Here is a 16,560-nt window from a genome sequence, read left to right as displayed (position 1 = left end):
GGCTGCTCTGACAGGCCCTACGGGTGGCTCAGCACGTTGATCACGTGTCCGTCCGGGTCACGGACGAAGAAGCGGCGAACGCCCCACGGTTCGTCGGTCAAAGGGTGAACGATCTCCGCGCCTACGTGGATCGCTGCCGAATAGCAGGCGTCCACGTCGTCCACTTCAATCGAGGCGGCGGGGATCACAGCGGCGGTGGCGTCGTGGGACATGAGGTTGACCCGGGCATTCGCCCGCTCAGGGTCGGCGAGCGTGACGATCCAGCCGTGATCCATGACCGGGAGCAACCCGAGCACGTCGCCGTAGAAGTCCTTGGCTGCGTCCAGCGATGCACTGGCAAGATCTGGAACCACGCGGCGAACACCCATGACACGATCCTTGCCGACCCAGCGCTCGCGCGGCAACCGTCGCCTCTGGAGAGCGTCTCGCACGCGGATCCGCTTGCAGGCATCATCTCAGCGAGCTGGTGGGCACCCCCGTGGGCGGAGGACGGTCGTGCCAGCTTTCGTGGTGCGGCGCCGCGCGCGGTCTCGGCCGTCCGTCAGCCGTCGATGAGCATTGCTTCGAGCAGCGGCCGCAGGGTCGCCCGCTGGTCGTCACTGAGTCGGCGCATCACGGTCGAGCCCTCTGCCACTCTTGCGACCAGCCCGGATCGCAACAGGCGTCCCCGGTCGGTCAGCGTGACCAGCTTGATCCGCCGGTCCTCACTGGGAACCCGCTCGACGAAGTCGCGCGTGGCGAGGCGGTCGGTAAGTCCGGTGATGTTGGAGGCGTCGCACCGCAGGTGATCCGCCAGTTCCCGCATCGGCTGCGGCTGCTCGAGCATCAACACCATCCGCGCCAGCGGTGGGGTCAGCCCCTCCTCAGCGACAACCTCCCGGAAGTCCTCCTGCGCCCGGTCGACGACCCGGAAGAGCAGACGCGTCAATTGGTGGGCCTCGTCGAGTCGCAAGCTCTTGGTCGTCATGACAACAGGGTACTTGATGTCCTCGACCCTTGACTACATCAAGGATCTTTGATTCGATGAAGACATCAATCATTGAACTAGTGAAGGGAATTGCCATGCTCACCACACACGCTGTCACCGACACCACGGCCACAACGCCCGGCGCGGGCCGCGCTGCCCGGCGGGCCGGAGGGCACGCCGCCCTCATCGCAGCAACCGGCAGCCTCGCGCTCTACGCGGCGGCCGGGCTGGCTGGAACCGACTTCCAGATCACGCCGACGGGGGCCGCCCGTGGCACGGACGTCACTGCGGTCTTCGTCCTGATCAGCATCGCGGTCCCCTTGCTGTTGGGGACGCTGCTGCTGCAGCGTTGTCAGGGCGTGCTCGAGCCCGGTCTGCGCTGGCGTGGACGGGACTCGGGCTCGGCATCGTCACGATCGCGACCCCGTTGATGGCCGAGGCCGACACGGGCGCGCGCCCGGCCCTCGCGGTCATGCACGTGGTGACTGGCGCTGCCCGGTGGTACGCCGTCCGCCACAACTCCCCGAAGGAGCAGCATTCGTCATGACCCGCCGGGCGTTCACCGAGGCCGAGCGCGAGTTCCTCGCTGCCCCGCGTGGGCTCGCCCGGATCGCGACCGTCGACCGAACGGGAATGCCGCACGTAGTCCCAACCGGCTGGAAGTTCGACGCCGAGAATGGCGACCTCCTCCTGACCGGCCGCGACGTCGGCGCCACGCAACGCGTCAAGCACCTCGCCGACAAACCCAAGGCAGCCGTCGTCATCGACGGGGTCGACGAGACGGAGGGCTGGAAGCCGTGGGCACTGATTGTGCGTGGAGACGCGACCTACGACGAGGTCATCGGCGCGATCCGGTTGAACCCAACAGCTGTCACCTCCCCGGGGAATCTGACTCCACAGCCCTCGACCTCACGCCGAGCCAGCAAGCCCATGGCCTACCGGCGCTGACGGCACGACTGGCGGAGGAGCTCAGGTGTCTCACAAGCGGATCCTGCGCTGAAGAGATCCGCGGCCCGGTCGTCACCCGTTCAGGGCGACGGGTCCCGTGGGATCGACGCCTCGCGGCTTAGGTTCACCGAAGTCCCGGCGGAAAGACGAGGTTCCGCAGCGGGCGATGCCCACGGGGCGTCCCGGCTTCTCCCGGACAGATACGTGCCAAATACAGTGGGATCGAGGTCCTTGAGACTTTCCAAGACCAGAGTGGCAATCGCAAAGCGAGGATCGCAGCGATCAGCGGCCTCCGGAACTGCAACGACCTTCATTTGGGCTGACACGCCAGCGAGGACGCCGTTGAGTGAGTCCTCAAGCACAATGCATTCGTCGGGTGACGCGCCGAGAGCGGCGGCTGCGCGGAGATAGGCGCCCGGGTGGGGTTTGCCGTGTTCGTCATCCTCGGCTGAAAACACGGCATCGAAAGATCGGTCAAGGCCGGTGCTCGCGAGCGCCTGCCGAATCACCGACTCCGGAGAAGATGACACGACAGCCATCGCCCTCGACGCGCGCATGCCGCGACGGCGTGCGCCGCGCCGGGTCTCAACACCACTCCCTGCAGCCTTCGGCACACGGCGGCAACGATCTTCTGTTCGACGTCGTCGGGGGCGGCCTTCGGACTTTGGCCCGATCGAACCAGTAGGCCACCATGTCCCTTTGGCGCAGCCCGCGTGTTTCCGCCTGCATCTCCTTTGTGAGGTGCAGGCCAAGTGGACCGAACACTTCACGCTTTGCTGCGTCCCAGATCGGCTCGGAGTCAACCAAAAGGCCATCAAGGTCGAACAGGACAACCGGTTGCATAGGTGGATCTTTCGTTGGCGATCACGTGAGGAGAAGAATAGTCAGCCGCTCCCGGAGGGACTGGAGTGCCTCGTCACCAAGGCCGAACTTTGCCCGGACCCTCGACCAGTGCCTATACAGCTGCACGAACGCCTCTTGCGCAATTTCCTCCGACTCGGCCCATCGTGCAGGATGACGAAGACGGTGCGGGAGACCGACGAGTAGGCAGCCCGGAACCACCAGTCGAGCTCCGCGCTGGCTTGGGTCCTCACGTTCCCTCCTTCTTCCCGCACACTCTTCAACAGTCACGCGCCGCTGCAATGTCGCTCCCCCTTGCCCGCTCTGGTAATTGATCACGGCTACTCGGGCGGAGGGCAGTTCCGTCGCGACCCGAATGACCACGCAGTTGGTCAAACGTCGAGAGTCGCGACACGTCCCACAGGCCGATCCTGCACTGGCACGCTCCGCGAGCCGATCCGCCACCAGAACGCACCCAATCCGGCAGATGGATGAGTGCTCGGGTTACGCGCTCGGGAATCGCGGCAGTGGTGCTCCGCGCAGCGTTTCTTCGACGCACCTCAGCCAATCGCTCCAACAGGCTGGGTCATTCGTTCGGTACTGGTCCGCCGCGGGCTCCATTGCTACGAGCATCTCCTGCAGCGAGACGGAGTCCGGGTCGGGCTCTCGCTCCATGTACTGCCACACCATCCGGTAGGCCGCCTCACACGCCTGAGCCGTGGTCAGAGTCTCGTCGGTCGTCACGCAGCCAAGGTAGAGCAGCGCACGACGCCTGCTCATCGACACATCCAACAGTTCCGCAAGCCGAACCGCTCGCGGTGACGGAGCGCCCGTCCGCCGGATGCGGGGCTGACGACGTTCCAGTCGCCGGATGGGGATCCGCCACCGAGACGCACTCAATGCGGCTCAGTGCGTTTTGAACGATGACAGGCAGGCGCGCTATGTCCTTTCCAATTGTTCGCGGACTCGGCTGACGGTTGCCGCGAATTCGTCGTGGGCCTCCTTGGTCAGCCGCCAGATCGGCATCTCAAGCACCACGAGCGGATCACCGCCCTCGATGCCAAGCAACTCGCGGAGCCGCTCAGCTGCTTGCTCTTTGTCGGCTGCGCCCCACACCACGTCGATCACCTCATGCCTGCGCTCCTGCGCGGCCAACACCCACTCCCAATGGGACAGTTGTCGTTGCGCATTCTTTCGCTCGGCTTCGTCCATGCCCCATCATGACCCGCTGGGCGGCCTCTGAGTCGCTCGTTCGCAAAGTCCTGTCATCAAGCATGAGCGGATGCACCGATCGCGGCAGATTGGGTTGCTCATCGACTACAAGCGGCCACGCGCAGAACGACGTCCGAGGATGACCAACGCCGCACAAACGAAGGCGATCCCAGCAGTCAGACCCCAGTCGACCATGTTCCCCGCGACCTCGTGTGTCGCCATGTAGTCGAACACCGCGTTGTCCTCGGTGAACTCAAGCTTCGCCCAGCCCACTGCCAAGACACACGCGGTGGCGGCGCCGACGATCGAGCCCAGCGCGCCAACGACAGCCCATGCTCCCCGTCGAACGGATGCCAGCGAGTACACAGCGGCCATGAGGAACGCCACCGCCTGAATGGTGAAGATGACGAAGAACTTCAACGCGGAGTACTCGATCTCGATCGACATGACCTGAACCTATGGGGCCGGGGAGGTCGTCGCATCAACCTCAACCGAAACTCGCGATCCGCTCGGTAACGCCGATGACCGGAAACGCCGTGGCCTCTCGCGCAGTGGTTGGGCTACCTTCAACCTGACCTTGCACTAGGCGGTGGCTGCACCCCACAGCGCCGCCCAGCACGTGGAGAGGGAGGCTGCCCGTTCGGAGCCGGGCCGGGGTGGGATCAGCTTTCCGGACATGCCGCTGCTGCTGCGCGGAACTGCCGAATTGCGGGCCTTCCGGCGGAGACGCTCTGGCCGGGCGCTGGCCCTTATTGCAGGCGGCGCGCGGCGTGGGTGGTCCATCCTTGGACGATGGACGACGTGGACTATGCCCGGCAGCTGTATGAGATCCTCACGGCGCCTCCCCGATCCGGAGATCTCTCCCGGATACCCGGGCGACGACTGGATCGACCGCGGCGGCGGATTCGGCACCGATGTGAAGGTGACGGCGATCGACGTGGTCCCCGGAGAGTACGGCAATCAACTCGACATCGCCTTCGTGCTTGACCTGCCTGACGATGTGGACGTTCCCCTCGAGGGCTCCCTGCTGCTCCCGCTCGACGCCGAGTGGCGAGAGGTGAGCGGCTACACCGAGCCCGAGGACTACGCGCCTCGCGTCGCTGCGCGGTTGGTGCGCTGTATCCGTGAGCACGTCAGGGCACACGAGCCGTCCCGGGACAGCGACCGTGAGCTGCCCTCCCGTGCCGAACAGCACGCCATGCTGCTGGAGGTCCTCGGCCGCGAGGGTCAGGTCGAGGAGCAGGCCCCAAACCGCTACGTCGTACGGCGACAGCAGCAGGAAGATCTCACTGTCCTCGTGACGCCCGACCAGTGGGAGCGGGTGATCCACAGACACGGCCCTGCAGCGCGCGTGGCTCATCGAGCACTTCGACGAGCTGTTCGGCTCCACCCCTCCGGAGGAGCGCTTCCCCGGTCTTCTGGGACGGTAACTTCACGACCTCGACGCGGGAGAAGCTGCCTCCCGCCAAGAAGCCGTTCCCCCGCTACACGCAGAGACCGGGCGCCGGCTGTCGGAGGCCCGGGCGAGTGGCCGTGACTTCGGCTGGTTCGCCTACACACCCGGGACCCGCGACTGAGCTCCCGCTGGCTGACTCCCCTCCTGTCGACGAGGATGAAGGCGGCGTGAGGCTGGTCGATGCACTGTCCGGGCACCGCGCTGTTGCCCGACCTCGACTGGTGATGACGACAAAATCGTCAGCGCACCTGACGTAGGCAGGGATCTAGCGGTGTGGAACGGTGGCGCGTTGACCGGTTGAGACCGCCGTCGTTTTCGGCCCATCGCCAGTGTGGTTGGGGCAGGTGGATCACCGATCGAGCGGCAGTCGAGTGCGTCCGCAGGTTGACGCTGATCATGCAGAGATATTGTGCACAACAATTATGCACGGGTATTGTGCAGGCATGTCTGATTCCCTTCGTCTCGACGCAGCCTCTGTTCGGGTTCTGGCGCATCCGCTTCGCTCTCGACTGTTGAGCGCACTCCGACGCGGAGGACCTGCGACGGCGACTGCCTTGGCCCCGGAGCTGGAGACCAACACCGGGGCGACCAGCTATCACCTGCGCAAGCTCGCATCCGTCGGTCTGGTCGTGGATACAGAGCAGGGAGAGGGAAAGCGTCGCGTGTGGCGGGCGGCAACCTCCAGCCACTCCCGGGAGGCCAGTGACTTCGCCGGCGACGAGGACGCGACGACGGCTTTGAACTGGTTGATGCGTGACTATCTGGCGCAGTTGGTGACGAGGTACCAGCAGTGGCTGGATGTGGAGGACACCGGCCCGCGCAGTGGCGGGACGCATCGAGTCTCGATGATGACGTGCTGGAGCTCACCGCCGAGCAGTTGCGTGCTTTGCGGTCGGAGATCCGGGCGGTGATCGAGCGCTACCGGGTGGTCGGCGTCGGCGACCCGTCGGCGCGACCGGTCGCCCTGCACCACGTGGCCTACCCGCGAGACCTGCGGCTCGACCGGTGACACCAGAGCATCTCGGACCGGCCGAGGCCCGTCGCGCCTTCCTTCTGCTGACCTTCACCCGCTGGTTCCCGGTGGGCCTGACGGTCGCGGGCGATCTTGGTGCTCTACCAGCTGGACCAGGGGCCTGAGCGTCCCGCAGGCGTTGACCGTGAGCGCGATTGGGGGCGGGGTGGTGCTGGTGCTCGAGCTGCCGACGAGCAGCTTCTCCGACGGGTTCGGGCGGCGGCCGGTCTATCTTGCCGCCGCCATCGTCAACGTGTCCGCGGCCTGCGTCTACCCGGTCGCCGACACCTTCTGGATGTTCGCCGTCGGCGCCTGCTTGATGGGCACCTTCCGAGCCTTGGACTCCGGGCCGCTGGAAGCTTGGTACGTCGACACCGTCCATCTCAGCGATCCGGGCGCGGACGTCGATGCGGCGCTCGCGCGGCAAGGCGTGGTGCTTGGTACGGCGGTTGCCTCGGGCGCACTCGTCTCGGGCGGTCTGGTCTGGTGGCACCCGCTCACCGCGATGTCGGCCCTGACCCTGCCCATCGCGGTGTTCGCGGTGCTCAACGTGGTCCACCTCCTCGCCGTTGTGATCCTCATGCGGGAACCGCTTGGAGCGGCGGCCGCGGGCGGCGCGCGACGGGCATTGAGGTCCGTGCGGCAGGCACCCGATGTGGTGCTCGACGGGCTGGTCCTGCTGCGCGGCAACCGGGTTCTGCGGGGCTTGGTGTTGGTCGAGGTCTTCTGGTCGATCGCAATGGTCGTCTTCGAGCAGTTCCAACCGATCCGGCTGGGTGAGCTCCTCGGGGACGAAGCCCGCGCCGGGACGTGGATGGGCCCCGTCGCGGCGAGCGGGTGGGCGGTCTTCGCGCTCGGCGCCGGACTCGCCGGACATACCTCCCGGCGCATCGGCGTGGCCTGGGGCCGCCATTCTCGCCCGACTCCTCAACAGCCTCGGTGCGATCACCATGGGCCTCGTGGCCGGACCGACCGTTCTGGTCGTTGCCTACCCGGCCACCTACGCGATGCACGGCGCTGCCGGCCCGATGCACGGCGCCCTCCTTCACCGCGAAGCCTCAAAGCACAACCGAGCCACCCTCCTGTCGATGAACTCGATGACCGGCTCCGCAGCCTTCGCGCTCACCGCGCCACTCCTCGGCCTCCTAGCCGTCTCCACCTCCAACCAGACAGCCATGGTGACTGCCGGGATCATCAGCCCGGCCGGCGCGGTCTGCTACCTGCCCGCCCTGCGTGAAGAACGCTCTCACCGGCGTTCGCGACCCGAAGCCGCCGAAATGACGTGAGGCGCGAATGCCCGACCATCTGGCCATGAGCGGTTGTTGTGCGCGTCCCGGGCGCGGGCGACGGCGGCCGGCGGGACGTTGCCGCCACGCAGTTAAAGAGGTCCGACAACCGAATACAACTGGTTCTTTTCGGCTGTGTGTGAGAGTCGGCCGGGAGCCTTCGACACCCGCTTTATGTACGATCCGGCGAGTGGCGAGCGAAGACCCATGGGTCAGGCTGATCTCGGACTATGAGGAAGGCCGAGCTCGGGGGGACTCACTCGATCGCCTGCTTGACGGAGCGGTGCTCGCTCCCATAACCGCGGGGTCTAAGCGCTCGGTCTCTGCCTCGGCGATCCGGCATGTCCTCTTCGACGCTGACGGGGTTCTGCAGATCGTCCCGGGCGGCTTGGACGCCGCAATGGAGCCCTACCTCGGCGACCGGGCGCGGGAGTTCCTGCACCGGGCGTGGAGGGACGAACTCCCGACCTTGGCCGGCGAAGGCGCCTATCTGCCAATGCTCGCCGCGACGCTCGTTGAGTACGGCGTGACCGAGCCGGTCGACGTCTTCTGCCGCGACGTGTGGCACCGAATCGAGCGGATCGAGGAGTCGTTCGCGGTGGTTGAAGCGTTGCGTCGTAACGGGTACGGCGTCCACACGGGCACCAACCCGGGAGCACCATCGGGGCGGCCACATGCGCACGGTGCTCGAGTATGACGATGTCTTCGACATCAGCTGCTACTCCTACGACCTCGGAGTCGCCAAACCCGACCCTGCCTTCTTCACCGAGGCCGCTCGCCGGATTGGTGCCGCGCCGTCGACGATCCTGTTCGTCGACGACAGCGTCAGGAACGTCGAGGGCGCGCTGGTGGCAGGCCTCCGGGCCGTGGTCTGGGACGTCGAACAGGGTCACGACGCCCTCGTCGGATTGCTCGCAGGATATGGAGTCGACGCTCGGCTGACGGCCTGAGCCCGCAGACATGGCCGGACGTCCCCTTCGGCGATCCGTTTGCGGGAACGAGCGAATCGGTTCTGCTGTCGGTCCGGATGGCAGAGTGCGGCCTATGAGCGACCACATCGCAGAGGGCGTGGCCGGGCCGGAGTCCGGCCTGACCGACGACGACTTCGCGCCCGCTCCGGGCGGACGACGACCGCCCACGCATCCCGCGCGTTGCCGCGGAGCGTGAGGCGCTCGTGGCGTACCCGGAGTACTACCGGGCGACCGTGGCGATGAAGTGCGTCGGTCTAACCCCGGAGCAGGCTCGGGCCCGGTCCATGCCGCCGTCCACACTGTCACTTCATGGCTTGGTCCGACACCTCGCTGGCGTGGAACGCTGGTGGTTTCAGCAGAACTTCGAGCGCCGCGACGTGCCGCTTCTCTTCCTCACCGCAGACAACCCCGACCTCGACTTCGACCCACCCTCGGACGCCGACTTCGCTGCCGACCCGGAGGCTTGGCGCGCGGAGTGTGTGGTCTCCCGCGAGATCGTCGCTGCTCACGACTTCGATGACACTGCGCGGCCGCTGGATTGGTACGAGGACGTCGATCTTCGTTGGCTGGTGCTCCGGATGATCACCGAGTACGCCCAGCACTGCGGGCACCTCGATCTCCTTCGCGAGGGTGTTGACGGGAGGACCGGCGCATGAATTGCGTTGCGGAACGCTGAGAAGACGCCCTCGCCGTGCTGGCTGCGAGCGTCGGCGGCGGATACGGCACAGCCGTGCCGCTCGCGGATCCCCATTCGGGACGGCCCGATGTGTTGTCGCCAGTTGCGGCGGTCGCCGACCGTCAGAGCATGCCCACCTCGATGAGGCGGTGCTTGATCGCATAGGTGACAGCCGTGGTTCGTGAGTCCACGTCGAGCTTGGTGAAGATGTTGGCCACGTGGCGGTGGACCGTGCGCTCGCTGAGGTGCAGCTCGCTGGCGATCGCACGGTTGGGCCGGCCCTTGGCGATGAGGCGGAGGACTTCGATCTCGCGCAAGGTCAGGACGTGGGTGCTCGAGGTGGCGTCACCGGGAGAGACGATCGCGTCGAGTCGAGCGAGATCCGGCAGCGCACCGAGCCGAGTGAACGTCTCCCCGGCCGCAGCGAACTCGATCCGAGCGCCGTCCTCGTCGTCGAGTGCCCGGCAGGCCTGCCCGATCAGGACGTTCAGGGTGGCCACTTCGTACGGAGTCTCCTGCTCCTGCCGGGCACCGACGGCTCGCCTCAGGAATGGCAACGCCCGTCCGGGGTCGTCCTCGGCGAGCGCCAGCGCGCCCCTGATGGTGGCCGTCTCGGCCTCGACGGCGGGCGTCGCGTACTCGCCCGCGATCTCCTCGAACTCGGCCACGGCCTCCCGGGCGGCCTCGGTCTTGCCTGCCTCGAGGTAGATGGTGACCGCCGCCTTCAACAGATCCAGCCGATCGACCTTCGAGACCACTTCGGTGAGAGCCCGGCGGACACCGGCCGATGCCGCGTCGACCTCTCCGTTGGCAAGCCTGAGGAGCGCCAGCCCGGGCTGCGTCGCGCAGCCGTGCTCGGCCGCGCGGAGGTACGCGGCTTCGGCGGCCTCCCGCTCGCCACGGAGCCGCCGGACCTCTCCGAGCTGGTAGAACGCGTGCCCGCAGATCCAGCCGGCGTAGCCGTCGAGGTCGCCACAGACCTCGGCGATCTCCTCGAGAGCGTCCGCCCGTGCACCGTCGAGGCACATCAACCCGGGAGCGATAGATACGACAGTTCCCGAGGTACGCACCGCCCAGACTGCTCAACGAGTCGAGCCATCCGGCCATCGACCGGCTCCACGCCCGAGCGCGGGTGAAGTCCCGAGCCAAGCAGGACCCCCTGACCCCAGCGCAGTAGACCCACGGCGTGACCCGGGGCGACAGGCACTGCCGCCGAAGGATCGACATCGCCTCCTCCAGACGATCCAGCCCCTCGCTGAGCCGTCCCTCCTCGATCAGGGTCTGTCCCCACATGCACAGCGCCCACGGAACCACCTCACCCTGACCGTCCCGGACAACCTTGCCGAGAAGTTCTCCCGCGCGAGTGTGGTCGCCCATCGCTGCATGCCACATCGCTTTCGGGACACGTCAGCCGGGGGCTGGAGGCGGCCGCAGCGCCAAGCACACGGGTGGCCTGCTGGAGCCAGCCGCCCGCCTCGACGACCTGATTGCTGTTCACCGGGACCCACCACAGCCAGAAGGCGACCTCGGCCGCCTCGTCGAGCTCGTCCGCCCGGACCCGCAGATCGAAGACCCTGTGGAGGAGGACGACAGCCTCATCGCCGCGAGCGGAGACACGGGCCGCCTCGGCGTACGACGCCGAGTCCTCGACGGCGAGCGGCTCGGCGGCGTCAGCGGCAGCGTACTCCGCGCACGCCTCCTCCCAGCGAGAGGCCAGATGGAGTTCCCGAGCTCGGTTCAGGTGAGTCATTGCGACGGGTTCCATTCCTTCAGCATCACCGAGACGGCCGGCCCGTGGGTAGGAATACCCATCGCCGGTCCGGAGAGGTTGGCAGGCGATGCCGATCCGGAGCGTGGCCGACTCGAACCAGTCTCGAGTTATTGGCCCGCTGTCGCGGGAACACGCATCGAGGAGACTGTCATGAACGAGATCGACGTGAACGGCGTCCGACTGGCCTACGACGTGCAGGGTGAGGGGAGCCGCTGCTGGTCATCCACGGCGGCTTCTGGGCAGACGTGCTGAGGCCGCTGGCCGGGCAGCCGGCGCTGGACCGGTACCGCCGGATCCAGTACCACCGGCGCGGCTACGGCGAGAGCAGCGGGCCGGCGGAGGGCTTCGACGCCCAAGCGGCGGACGCGGTGGCGTTGCTCGACCTCCTCGGGGTCGATGCCGCACACGTGGTGGGTCATTCCGAGGGCGCGATGATCGGGCTGGCGCTGGCAGCCGCTCACCCCGAGCGGGTGCGGTCGCTCAGCCTCCTCGGAACCGCTCGCCCCGACCGGCTGGCTCGCGACGAACGGTTTCGGTGAGGTGCTGGAGATGTTCGGCGCGGTGGCCGAGGCCTCGATCGGTCGCTACCGGGCCGGCGACCCCGAGGGCGCGACCGACGTGATCTTCGCCGAGACGATCCCTGACTGGCGCGAAAACGTCGAGACGGCGTCGCCCGGCGGGTTGGCGAAGGCCGACTGGGCGACGTTCTACGAGACCGAGTTCGCCGGCGTCGGCGAGTGGCAGTTCGGTCCAGAGCAGGCGGCCGTCATTGACTGCCCGGTCCTCTCCCCGGAAGGCCGACCGGGAGAACCCGCTCGCTGCTGCCGGACGGGCATTCCTCCACGACCTCTTCGCACGTTGTGAGGACACCGACCTGACCGACGCCACCCACTTCTCGCCCTTCGTCCGGCCCGCAGAGGTGGCTGAGCAGGTCGCGACGTTCCTCGCCCGCCAAACGGCCGTCCGCACCTGATCAGCGATACCCCGCGAGCGTGCGGCCGCCACCGCGAGGCCCGCCAGTCGATCCTGATGTGGGAGCCGAGCCGTCGGGTTCAGGGCAAGAGGTCCCAGTACTGCTTGCGGGCTGGCATGGCGTGGATGACCATTTCGTCGCCGCTCTCGAAGACAAGAACGACGTTCTCGAGCAGATGCGCTTGGTTGTCGAATCCGAGCCGCAGCTGCTGGTGCGGCCAGTCCTCGTTGTCAATCGGTTCGACCCAGAGCGGCCAGTCGGCTGCCTGAACTGCGTCCTCTGGGAGTACCCCGTGTTTGAGTGCGCTGTCGTGGACCTTCACGCCGCAGAGCCGGCGAGCGCCCTGCGGATTGCTTCGGATCTCGAGATGTGTTCTCGCTCGGCGATTGCGTCGACCGCGGCGAGCTCCTCAGCTGTGAGGCGTACTGCAACGACCTGCATCGGCTCGGCGCCACGTCCGGGCCGACCGCGCCTGCGGCGCTTCATCTCCTCGACGTCGTAGCCAGTTTCGGCCTCGTCCGCCCATTGCTGGATCTGCTCCTCACTGACCATAAGCAGAATCGTATTACGAAAAGCGGATCCGCGGAAGCAGCTGCCAGCCACGGTACTTGCGGACCGGGAAAGAAGGGCAGTCGCTGATGGGGTCGGGTTTCGGCCCGACGCCCGAGCCGACCACGTCCCGCGGCACGGCCAGGCCAACCCCTTTGGGAGGTGCGTCATGAGCGCACTACTTGTCGGGTACGCCCGATGCTCCACCGATGCACAAGACCTCACTGCGCAACGCGGCGCCCTGCTCGGCCTCGATGTCGAGGCCGAGCGCATCTACGTCGACCACGGCCTGACCGGCACCAACCGTGAGCGACCGGGCCTGCGCGAAGCTCTCGCCGCCTGCCGAGCCGGCGACACCCCGGTGGTCACCAAGCTCGACCGCCTCGCCCGGTCGCTTCCCGACGCCCGAGCGATCGCGGAAGAACTCACCTCTCGACAGATCAGCCTGAGCCTCGGCGGGTCGGTCTACGACCCCACCGATGCCGTCGGACGACTGCTGTTCAACGTCTTGGCCATGGTCGCGGAGTTCGAGTCCGACCTGATCCGGCTCCGCACCGTCGAAGGCATGAAAATCGCCAAGGCCACAGGCCGACTGAAGGGCAAGCAGCCCAAACTCAGCCGGAAGCAAGAGGCGCACCTGGTGTCCCCCGGGTCCACAGCGGTGAATACAGCACCCTCGAGGTCGCCGAACTCTTCGGCGTCGGCCGCTCCACCGTCTACCGGGCCATCCAGCGCCAACGCCCGGCGGCGAAGGCAGAACTCATCGTCGCCTCGACAAGTCGCTGACGGCGACTCGCCGGCGTCCCGCAACCGACACCCTCGCGGGACGTTGGCGAGCGACGCCCCTGCGGGGGCCGACCACCGATAACAGCGCCCCGATAGCGGATCGGCAACCGGAATGCTGTGGCCACATACCCGGCTAGGGTCGCGTGGATGAAGTTCGTGAGTGCCACCAGTCCCGGTCACGGTCGGCCGAATGAAGACTTCGTCGGCGATGTGCCCGGCGCCGCGGTGCTGCTCGACGGCGCTGGAATCCCCGGCTCCGAGGCGATCTGTCGCCACGGAGTGGCGTGGTACTCGCACACTCTCGGTGCGACCCTTCTCACGCGGCTGGCTCGCGATGGCAGGACAGAGACCTGGTCGCGGCTCTGGCCGATTCGATCGACGAGGTGGCCGGACAGCATCGCCACACCTGCGACATCGCGAACCCCAGCAGCCCGCAATCAACCGTTGCGATGGTCCGATTCGAGGGCGATCGCATGGATTTCTTGGTGCTCGCCGACGTGTATGTCGTTCTCGACATGGTCGACGCACAGCCCTGTGTAATCACCGACACCCGCGAGGTCAACGTGCGCCGCGAATGCACGGCCGCCCTGCACGGGGTCCCGGCAGGAACCCTCGAGTACGACCAGACGAAGCAGTCGGTTATTGACGCGCTACGGGCTCGGCGCAATCAGCCGGGCGGATATATTGGATCGCCAAGGACGATCCACGCGCGGCGATGGAGGCCGTCACCGGCAGCGTGCCTATTGAGCAATTCAGCGGCGCCGCTCTTCTCAGCAACGGAGCCAGTCGGATCGTGGACCCCTACCAACTCTCCGAGTGGCCGACCGTTCTACAGGTGATAAGCACGCGTGGCCCACACGAAGTCCTGCGACGAATCCGCGAAGCAGAAGCGGAGGACGCCGGCTCACTTCAAAGCTTTGACAACCCCGACGACGCGACGGTCGCCTACTGCGACCCTGTTGAACCTCAGCCCATCCGCGAGTGACCTGAACCGCTTCATCTACACCCAGACAATCGGCCAGCCGACGCCGCCGAACACGAACGCGCGGCCACGCCGCGGGAGGTCGCGCCTTCTCGTCCCATGGGTTGTCGAACTCATCGTTGTCCGCTCGAGGATCCTGCACTGGCGCGCTCCGCGAGCCGATCGGCTTCCGGCGCGCGCCCAACCGAAAACGACCGTTAGCGGAGCGTCGCCGTAGTGCGATGTGCCGAGACCTTCGCGGGCAGGCAGGCCTTCATTCTCCTCCGCCCCGTGCCATCGCGGTCGCATCCGGACCATACCGGCGCAGTGCTAGACGTCTCGGCTAGGGGCTACCAGACCGCGACGCGGAATCGCTGAGCTTTGGCTGGTGACCGCGTGCAGCCGCACCGCTCGCCGTCACTGCGTCGCAGCTACCCGAGCCAGCCGCTCAAAATTTCCGCACCCACAAACGATCCCAGTGAGACCACTGGCGTCCGGGAACGATGGGCATCATTCAGACCTTGACACAACGACGAGCGCAGAGGACATTGCTCACTAGGTCATCAGATATCGCATTACTCGGGGGATGAACAGATGCGGACTTTCATTGTAGGGCTCATTGCGGCGGCACTTGCTTCGATTCTTTTGGTCGGCCCCTCAGTGGCGGCGCCAAGATCAGGTTTGTCGGCCACTGACGACCCTCGCCTCCCTGGAACCACTTCCGCCGTGCTTCTCGCTCGAAGTGGTTCGAGTCTCGAATACGGATGTCCAAGTCCGCAAGTTTTCGGGGAGCAGCGACCTGCCACCGGGAGAGGCATATGGAACTTGGGGCTTTACGGTCGTCTATTCCGATGGCAGCACCGGCGACAGCAATAACTGGCTCAACTACTCTGTCTCGGGGAACTTTGGGCACACCGTCAGAGCCCCACGGGGGACCAAGGTCCGCGTGTGGGTCAACCACGACGGCAACCGCGTTTGCTTCTCCGCAGTCAGTGTCTAGCTCTCCTCCCGCCCCACCGTTATCACCTCGCCCCTACTACGGAGCGGCGACAGCCACAGGGCGCATGCGCGTGGAGTACTGGAACCCGCCGCCTGCGATCGGGGATCTTGAGGAGGTCGCAGTCGGCACTTGGGAGGTCGGCGAGGCTCCGGTCGTCATGGTGCACACAAGGCTCTTGCCCTACAAGCTCTCGGGACCTGGCCCGACCCAGCTGGAACTGTTGATTGTGTTGGGCCTGCTGTCTGTGAGTCAGGGGACGCGGAAGTCGTGGGCGCGAGAGTTCAGTCGCAACCAGTGCGACTGGCGCCAAGCGGAACAAGAATTGGTACGACGAGCGATTGCGCACGCGCCGCCGTGGCAGGCCGGAAATTTGATGGTCGAAGGCGCTCGCGTCGAGACGTTGACGCTGTCCGGCAGGTCTGAGCGCCTCATAGTCTCAGTCGACTCAAGTTGCGCGATCGTCGTGACCGATCGCCGGCCTACTCCTGCTCTCGAGCTTGAGCTGATTGACGCACGACCAGAAGGCCAATGACAACCTGCCGTGCGTCTGTCGCGCCGCACGGGCTCGGCCGCAGGTGGTGCCTGCCTCCAGATCGTTTTCAGGGACCGCAGCCCACAGCCCGCAATTCACCGTTAACGGTCAGTCCCCGAGGAGCCCTCAGGCGTGACGCGCGTTTGCGCTTATGTTGGCTCGACCTTCAACGGTCCCGCATCGTTCCCCCAGCACCGAAGTCACCCTGCCCCGCTCACCACGGCCGTTTCCTGAGGCTCGGTGTCTCCTTGGCGACATTCGTCGGTACCGGGCACCGTGATGTCACTGTGGTAGATGTACCCACCGCTCGCGGTCATCTTGCTCCCCAGCGCAAACCGCCCGACCCCTTCGATGATCACGTGACGCTTGGTGGCAACCGAGCCAGCCGGGGCGATGAGCAGGAACTTACCGACGCGGACACACCCGCCCGGTCCGACATTGAGCCTTCCCTCAATCAGCGCCTCGAAGTTGCCGTCCGACTCGTCGCTCGCGGGACGGGTCAACAGCGTGATGGCCGGGTCTGCGGACGGAGCCACCTTCTCAGGTCCCGTCGAGGTGCCGGGACTAGTCGCACAGGCACTCAAGCCGACGGTCACGACCAGAGTCCCGATCACGAGCCT

General features: G+C 66.5%; 28 protein-coding genes. 17 read left to right on the top strand and 11 right to left on the bottom strand.

Features of this window, described 5'->3' with window-relative positions:
• Positions 1-17: 17 nt before the first annotated feature.
• Both LP418_RS02565 and LP418_RS02560 read right to left on the bottom strand, forming a co-directional pair.
• A complete protein-coding gene (locus tag LP418_RS02565) occupies positions 18-404 on the bottom strand; it encodes a VOC family protein (RefSeq protein ID WP_257955119.1) in 387 nt (128 codons plus the stop codon).
• Between the two features lie 137 nt (positions 405-541).
• On the bottom strand, positions 542-967 hold the full coding sequence (locus LP418_RS02560) for a MarR family winged helix-turn-helix transcriptional regulator (protein WP_257955118.1): 426 nt from the start codon (positions 965-967) through the stop codon (positions 542-544).
• A 95-nt stretch (positions 968-1,062) separates the two neighbouring features.
• Here LP418_RS02560 and LP418_RS02555 point away from each other — a divergent pair, with 95 nt between their 5' ends.
• The 3 genes from LP418_RS02555 to LP418_RS02545 are packed head-to-tail and all read left to right on the top strand — an operon-like array spanning position 1,063 to position 1,915.
• Positions 1,063-1,398, top strand: coding sequence for a DUF6069 family protein (locus LP418_RS02555; RefSeq protein WP_257957302.1), 336 nt, complete (start codon positions 1,063-1,065; stop codon positions 1,396-1,398).
• Entirely contained in the window at positions 1,317-1,514 is a 198-nt protein-coding gene (locus LP418_RS02550; protein ID WP_257955117.1) for a DUF6069 family protein, read from the top strand. The genes LP418_RS02555 and LP418_RS02550 overlap by 82 nt, the downstream gene beginning before the upstream one ends.
• The gene (locus LP418_RS02545; protein WP_257955116.1) at positions 1,511-1,915 is read left to right on the top strand and encodes a pyridoxamine 5'-phosphate oxidase family protein; all 405 of its coding nucleotides are present in this window, start codon (positions 1,511-1,513) and stop codon (positions 1,913-1,915) included. Before LP418_RS02550 ends, LP418_RS02545 begins: the two co-directional genes overlap by 4 nt.
• Before the next feature lie 80 nt (positions 1,916-1,995).
• Here the strand turns inward: LP418_RS02545 and LP418_RS32190 are convergent, their stop codons facing one another.
• From LP418_RS32190 to LP418_RS02535, 4 genes are all read right to left on the bottom strand, one after another.
• Positions 1,996-2,472: an HAD family hydrolase gene (locus tag LP418_RS32190; protein ID WP_442940092.1), complete on the bottom strand. Its 477-nt coding sequence runs from the start codon at positions 2,470-2,472 to the stop codon at positions 1,996-1,998.
• 28 nt (positions 2,473-2,500) lie between these two features.
• Positions 2,501-2,758 (bottom strand): HAD hydrolase-like protein, encoded by a 258-nt coding sequence (locus tag LP418_RS32185; protein ID WP_442940091.1) that lies wholly within the window; start codon positions 2,756-2,758, stop codon positions 2,501-2,503.
• A gap of 936 nt (positions 2,759-3,694) precedes the next feature.
• Entirely contained in the window at positions 3,695-3,967 is a 273-nt protein-coding gene (locus LP418_RS02540; RefSeq protein ID WP_257955115.1) for a hypothetical protein, read from the bottom strand.
• A gap of 105 nt (positions 3,968-4,072) precedes the next feature.
• Entirely contained in the window at positions 4,073-4,414 is a 342-nt protein-coding gene (locus LP418_RS02535) for a hypothetical protein (protein ID WP_257955114.1), read from the bottom strand.
• A gap of 361 nt (positions 4,415-4,775) precedes the next feature.
• Here LP418_RS02535 and LP418_RS02530 point away from each other — a divergent pair, with 361 nt between their 5' ends.
• The 9 genes from LP418_RS02530 to LP418_RS02495 all read left to right on the top strand — a co-directional run bounded on the left by LP418_RS02530 (position 4,776) and on the right by LP418_RS02495 (position 9,348).
• Positions 4,776-5,504: a hypothetical protein gene (locus tag LP418_RS02530; RefSeq protein WP_257955113.1), complete on the top strand. Its 729-nt coding sequence runs from the start codon at positions 4,776-4,778 to the stop codon at positions 5,502-5,504.
• Positions 5,505-5,845: 341 nt separating this feature from the next.
• A complete protein-coding gene (locus LP418_RS32180) occupies positions 5,846-6,334 on the top strand; it encodes an ArsR/SmtB family transcription factor (RefSeq protein WP_442940215.1) in 489 nt (162 codons plus the stop codon).
• A complete protein-coding gene (locus tag LP418_RS02525; protein WP_257955112.1) occupies positions 6,277-6,432 on the top strand; it encodes a hypothetical protein in 156 nt (51 codons plus the stop codon). The genes LP418_RS32180 and LP418_RS02525 overlap by 58 nt, the downstream gene beginning before the upstream one ends.
• Entirely contained in the window at positions 6,429-6,560 is a 132-nt protein-coding gene (locus LP418_RS02520; RefSeq protein WP_257955111.1) for a hypothetical protein, read from the top strand. The genes LP418_RS02525 and LP418_RS02520 overlap by 4 nt, the downstream gene beginning before the upstream one ends.
• Before the next feature lie 20 nt (positions 6,561-6,580).
• Positions 6,581-7,672 carry an MFS transporter gene (locus LP418_RS02515; protein WP_257955110.1) on the top strand — a complete coding sequence of 364 codons (1,092 nt, stop codon included), beginning with the start codon at positions 6,581-6,583 and terminating at the stop codon, positions 7,670-7,672.
• Positions 7,673-8,004: 332 nt separating this feature from the next.
• The gene (locus LP418_RS02510; RefSeq protein ID WP_257955109.1) at positions 8,005-8,418 is read left to right on the top strand and encodes a hypothetical protein; all 414 of its coding nucleotides are present in this window, start codon (positions 8,005-8,007) and stop codon (positions 8,416-8,418) included.
• Positions 8,405-8,671, top strand: a complete 267-nt coding sequence (locus LP418_RS02505) for an HAD-IA family hydrolase (RefSeq protein ID WP_257955108.1) — start codon at positions 8,405-8,407, stop codon at positions 8,669-8,671. Before LP418_RS02510 ends, LP418_RS02505 begins: the two co-directional genes overlap by 14 nt.
• Before the next feature lie 94 nt (positions 8,672-8,765).
• Positions 8,766-8,888 carry a hypothetical protein gene (locus LP418_RS02500; protein WP_257955107.1) on the top strand — a complete coding sequence of 41 codons (123 nt, stop codon included), beginning with the start codon at positions 8,766-8,768 and terminating at the stop codon, positions 8,886-8,888.
• Positions 8,889-8,895: 7 nt separating this feature from the next.
• Positions 8,896-9,348 (top strand): DinB family protein, encoded by a 453-nt coding sequence (locus LP418_RS02495; RefSeq protein WP_257955106.1) that lies wholly within the window; start codon positions 8,896-8,898, stop codon positions 9,346-9,348.
• Between the two features lie 142 nt (positions 9,349-9,490).
• On the opposite strand, the gene LP418_RS29740 is transcribed toward LP418_RS02495, so the two are convergent.
• Both LP418_RS29740 and LP418_RS02485 read right to left on the bottom strand, forming a co-directional pair.
• A complete protein-coding gene (locus LP418_RS29740; protein WP_272496308.1) occupies positions 9,491-10,438 on the bottom strand; it encodes a response regulator transcription factor in 948 nt (315 codons plus the stop codon).
• A gap of 245 nt (positions 10,439-10,683) precedes the next feature.
• Entirely contained in the window at positions 10,684-11,118 is a 435-nt protein-coding gene (locus LP418_RS02485) for a hypothetical protein (protein WP_257955105.1), read from the bottom strand.
• 266 nt (positions 11,119-11,384) lie between these two features.
• On the opposite strand from LP418_RS02485, the gene LP418_RS02480 reads away from it, so the two are divergent.
• Together LP418_RS02480 and LP418_RS02475 are read left to right on the top strand one after the other, a co-directional pair.
• Positions 11,385-11,678 carry an alpha/beta fold hydrolase gene (locus tag LP418_RS02480; protein WP_257955104.1) on the top strand — a complete coding sequence of 98 codons (294 nt, stop codon included), beginning with the start codon at positions 11,385-11,387 and terminating at the stop codon, positions 11,676-11,678.
• Position 11,679: 1 nt separating this feature from the next.
• Complete coding sequence (locus LP418_RS02475) at positions 11,680-12,003, top strand: hypothetical protein (protein WP_257955103.1); 324 nt, start codon at positions 11,680-11,682, stop codon at positions 12,001-12,003.
• A 188-nt stretch (positions 12,004-12,191) separates the two neighbouring features.
• Here the strand turns inward: LP418_RS02475 and LP418_RS02470 are convergent, their stop codons facing one another.
• Both LP418_RS02470 and LP418_RS02465 read right to left on the bottom strand, forming a co-directional pair.
• A complete protein-coding gene (locus LP418_RS02470) occupies positions 12,192-12,434 on the bottom strand; it encodes a hypothetical protein (RefSeq protein WP_257955102.1) in 243 nt (80 codons plus the stop codon).
• Positions 12,431-12,664, bottom strand: a complete 234-nt coding sequence (locus LP418_RS02465; RefSeq protein ID WP_257955101.1) for a ribbon-helix-helix domain-containing protein — start codon at positions 12,662-12,664, stop codon at positions 12,431-12,433. The genes LP418_RS02470 and LP418_RS02465 overlap by 4 nt, the downstream gene beginning before the upstream one ends.
• Before the next feature lie 166 nt (positions 12,665-12,830).
• Here LP418_RS02465 and LP418_RS02460 point away from each other — a divergent pair, with 166 nt between their 5' ends.
• The 3 genes from LP418_RS02460 to LP418_RS02450 all read left to right on the top strand — a co-directional run bounded on the left by LP418_RS02460 (position 12,831) and on the right by LP418_RS02450 (position 15,940).
• Positions 12,831-13,529 carry a recombinase family protein gene (locus tag LP418_RS02460; protein ID WP_257955100.1) on the top strand — a complete coding sequence of 233 codons (699 nt, stop codon included), beginning with the start codon at positions 12,831-12,833 and terminating at the stop codon, positions 13,527-13,529.
• Positions 13,530-14,162: 633 nt separating this feature from the next.
• Entirely contained in the window at positions 14,163-14,432 is a 270-nt protein-coding gene (locus LP418_RS02455; RefSeq protein WP_257955099.1) for a hypothetical protein, read from the top strand.
• Positions 14,433-15,478: 1,046 nt separating this feature from the next.
• Positions 15,479-15,940: a hypothetical protein gene (locus tag LP418_RS02450; protein WP_257955098.1), complete on the top strand. Its 462-nt coding sequence runs from the start codon at positions 15,479-15,481 to the stop codon at positions 15,938-15,940.
• Between the two features lie 200 nt (positions 15,941-16,140).
• Here LP418_RS02450 and LP418_RS02445 read toward each other — a convergent pair whose 3' ends face one another.
• Positions 16,141-16,476 carry a hypothetical protein gene (locus LP418_RS02445; RefSeq protein ID WP_257955097.1) on the bottom strand — a complete coding sequence of 112 codons (336 nt, stop codon included), beginning with the start codon at positions 16,474-16,476 and terminating at the stop codon, positions 16,141-16,143.
• Positions 16,477-16,560: the final 84 nt, after the last annotated feature.

Origin of the sequence: Nocardioides sp. B-3, assembly GCF_024703895.1 — a bacterium.
Classification (GTDB): domain Bacteria; phylum Actinomycetota; class Actinomycetes; order Propionibacteriales; family Nocardioidaceae; genus Nocardioides.
The sequence above is the reverse complement of the archived record's forward strand: the minus strand, read 5'-3'. Positions and strand labels throughout refer to the sequence as shown.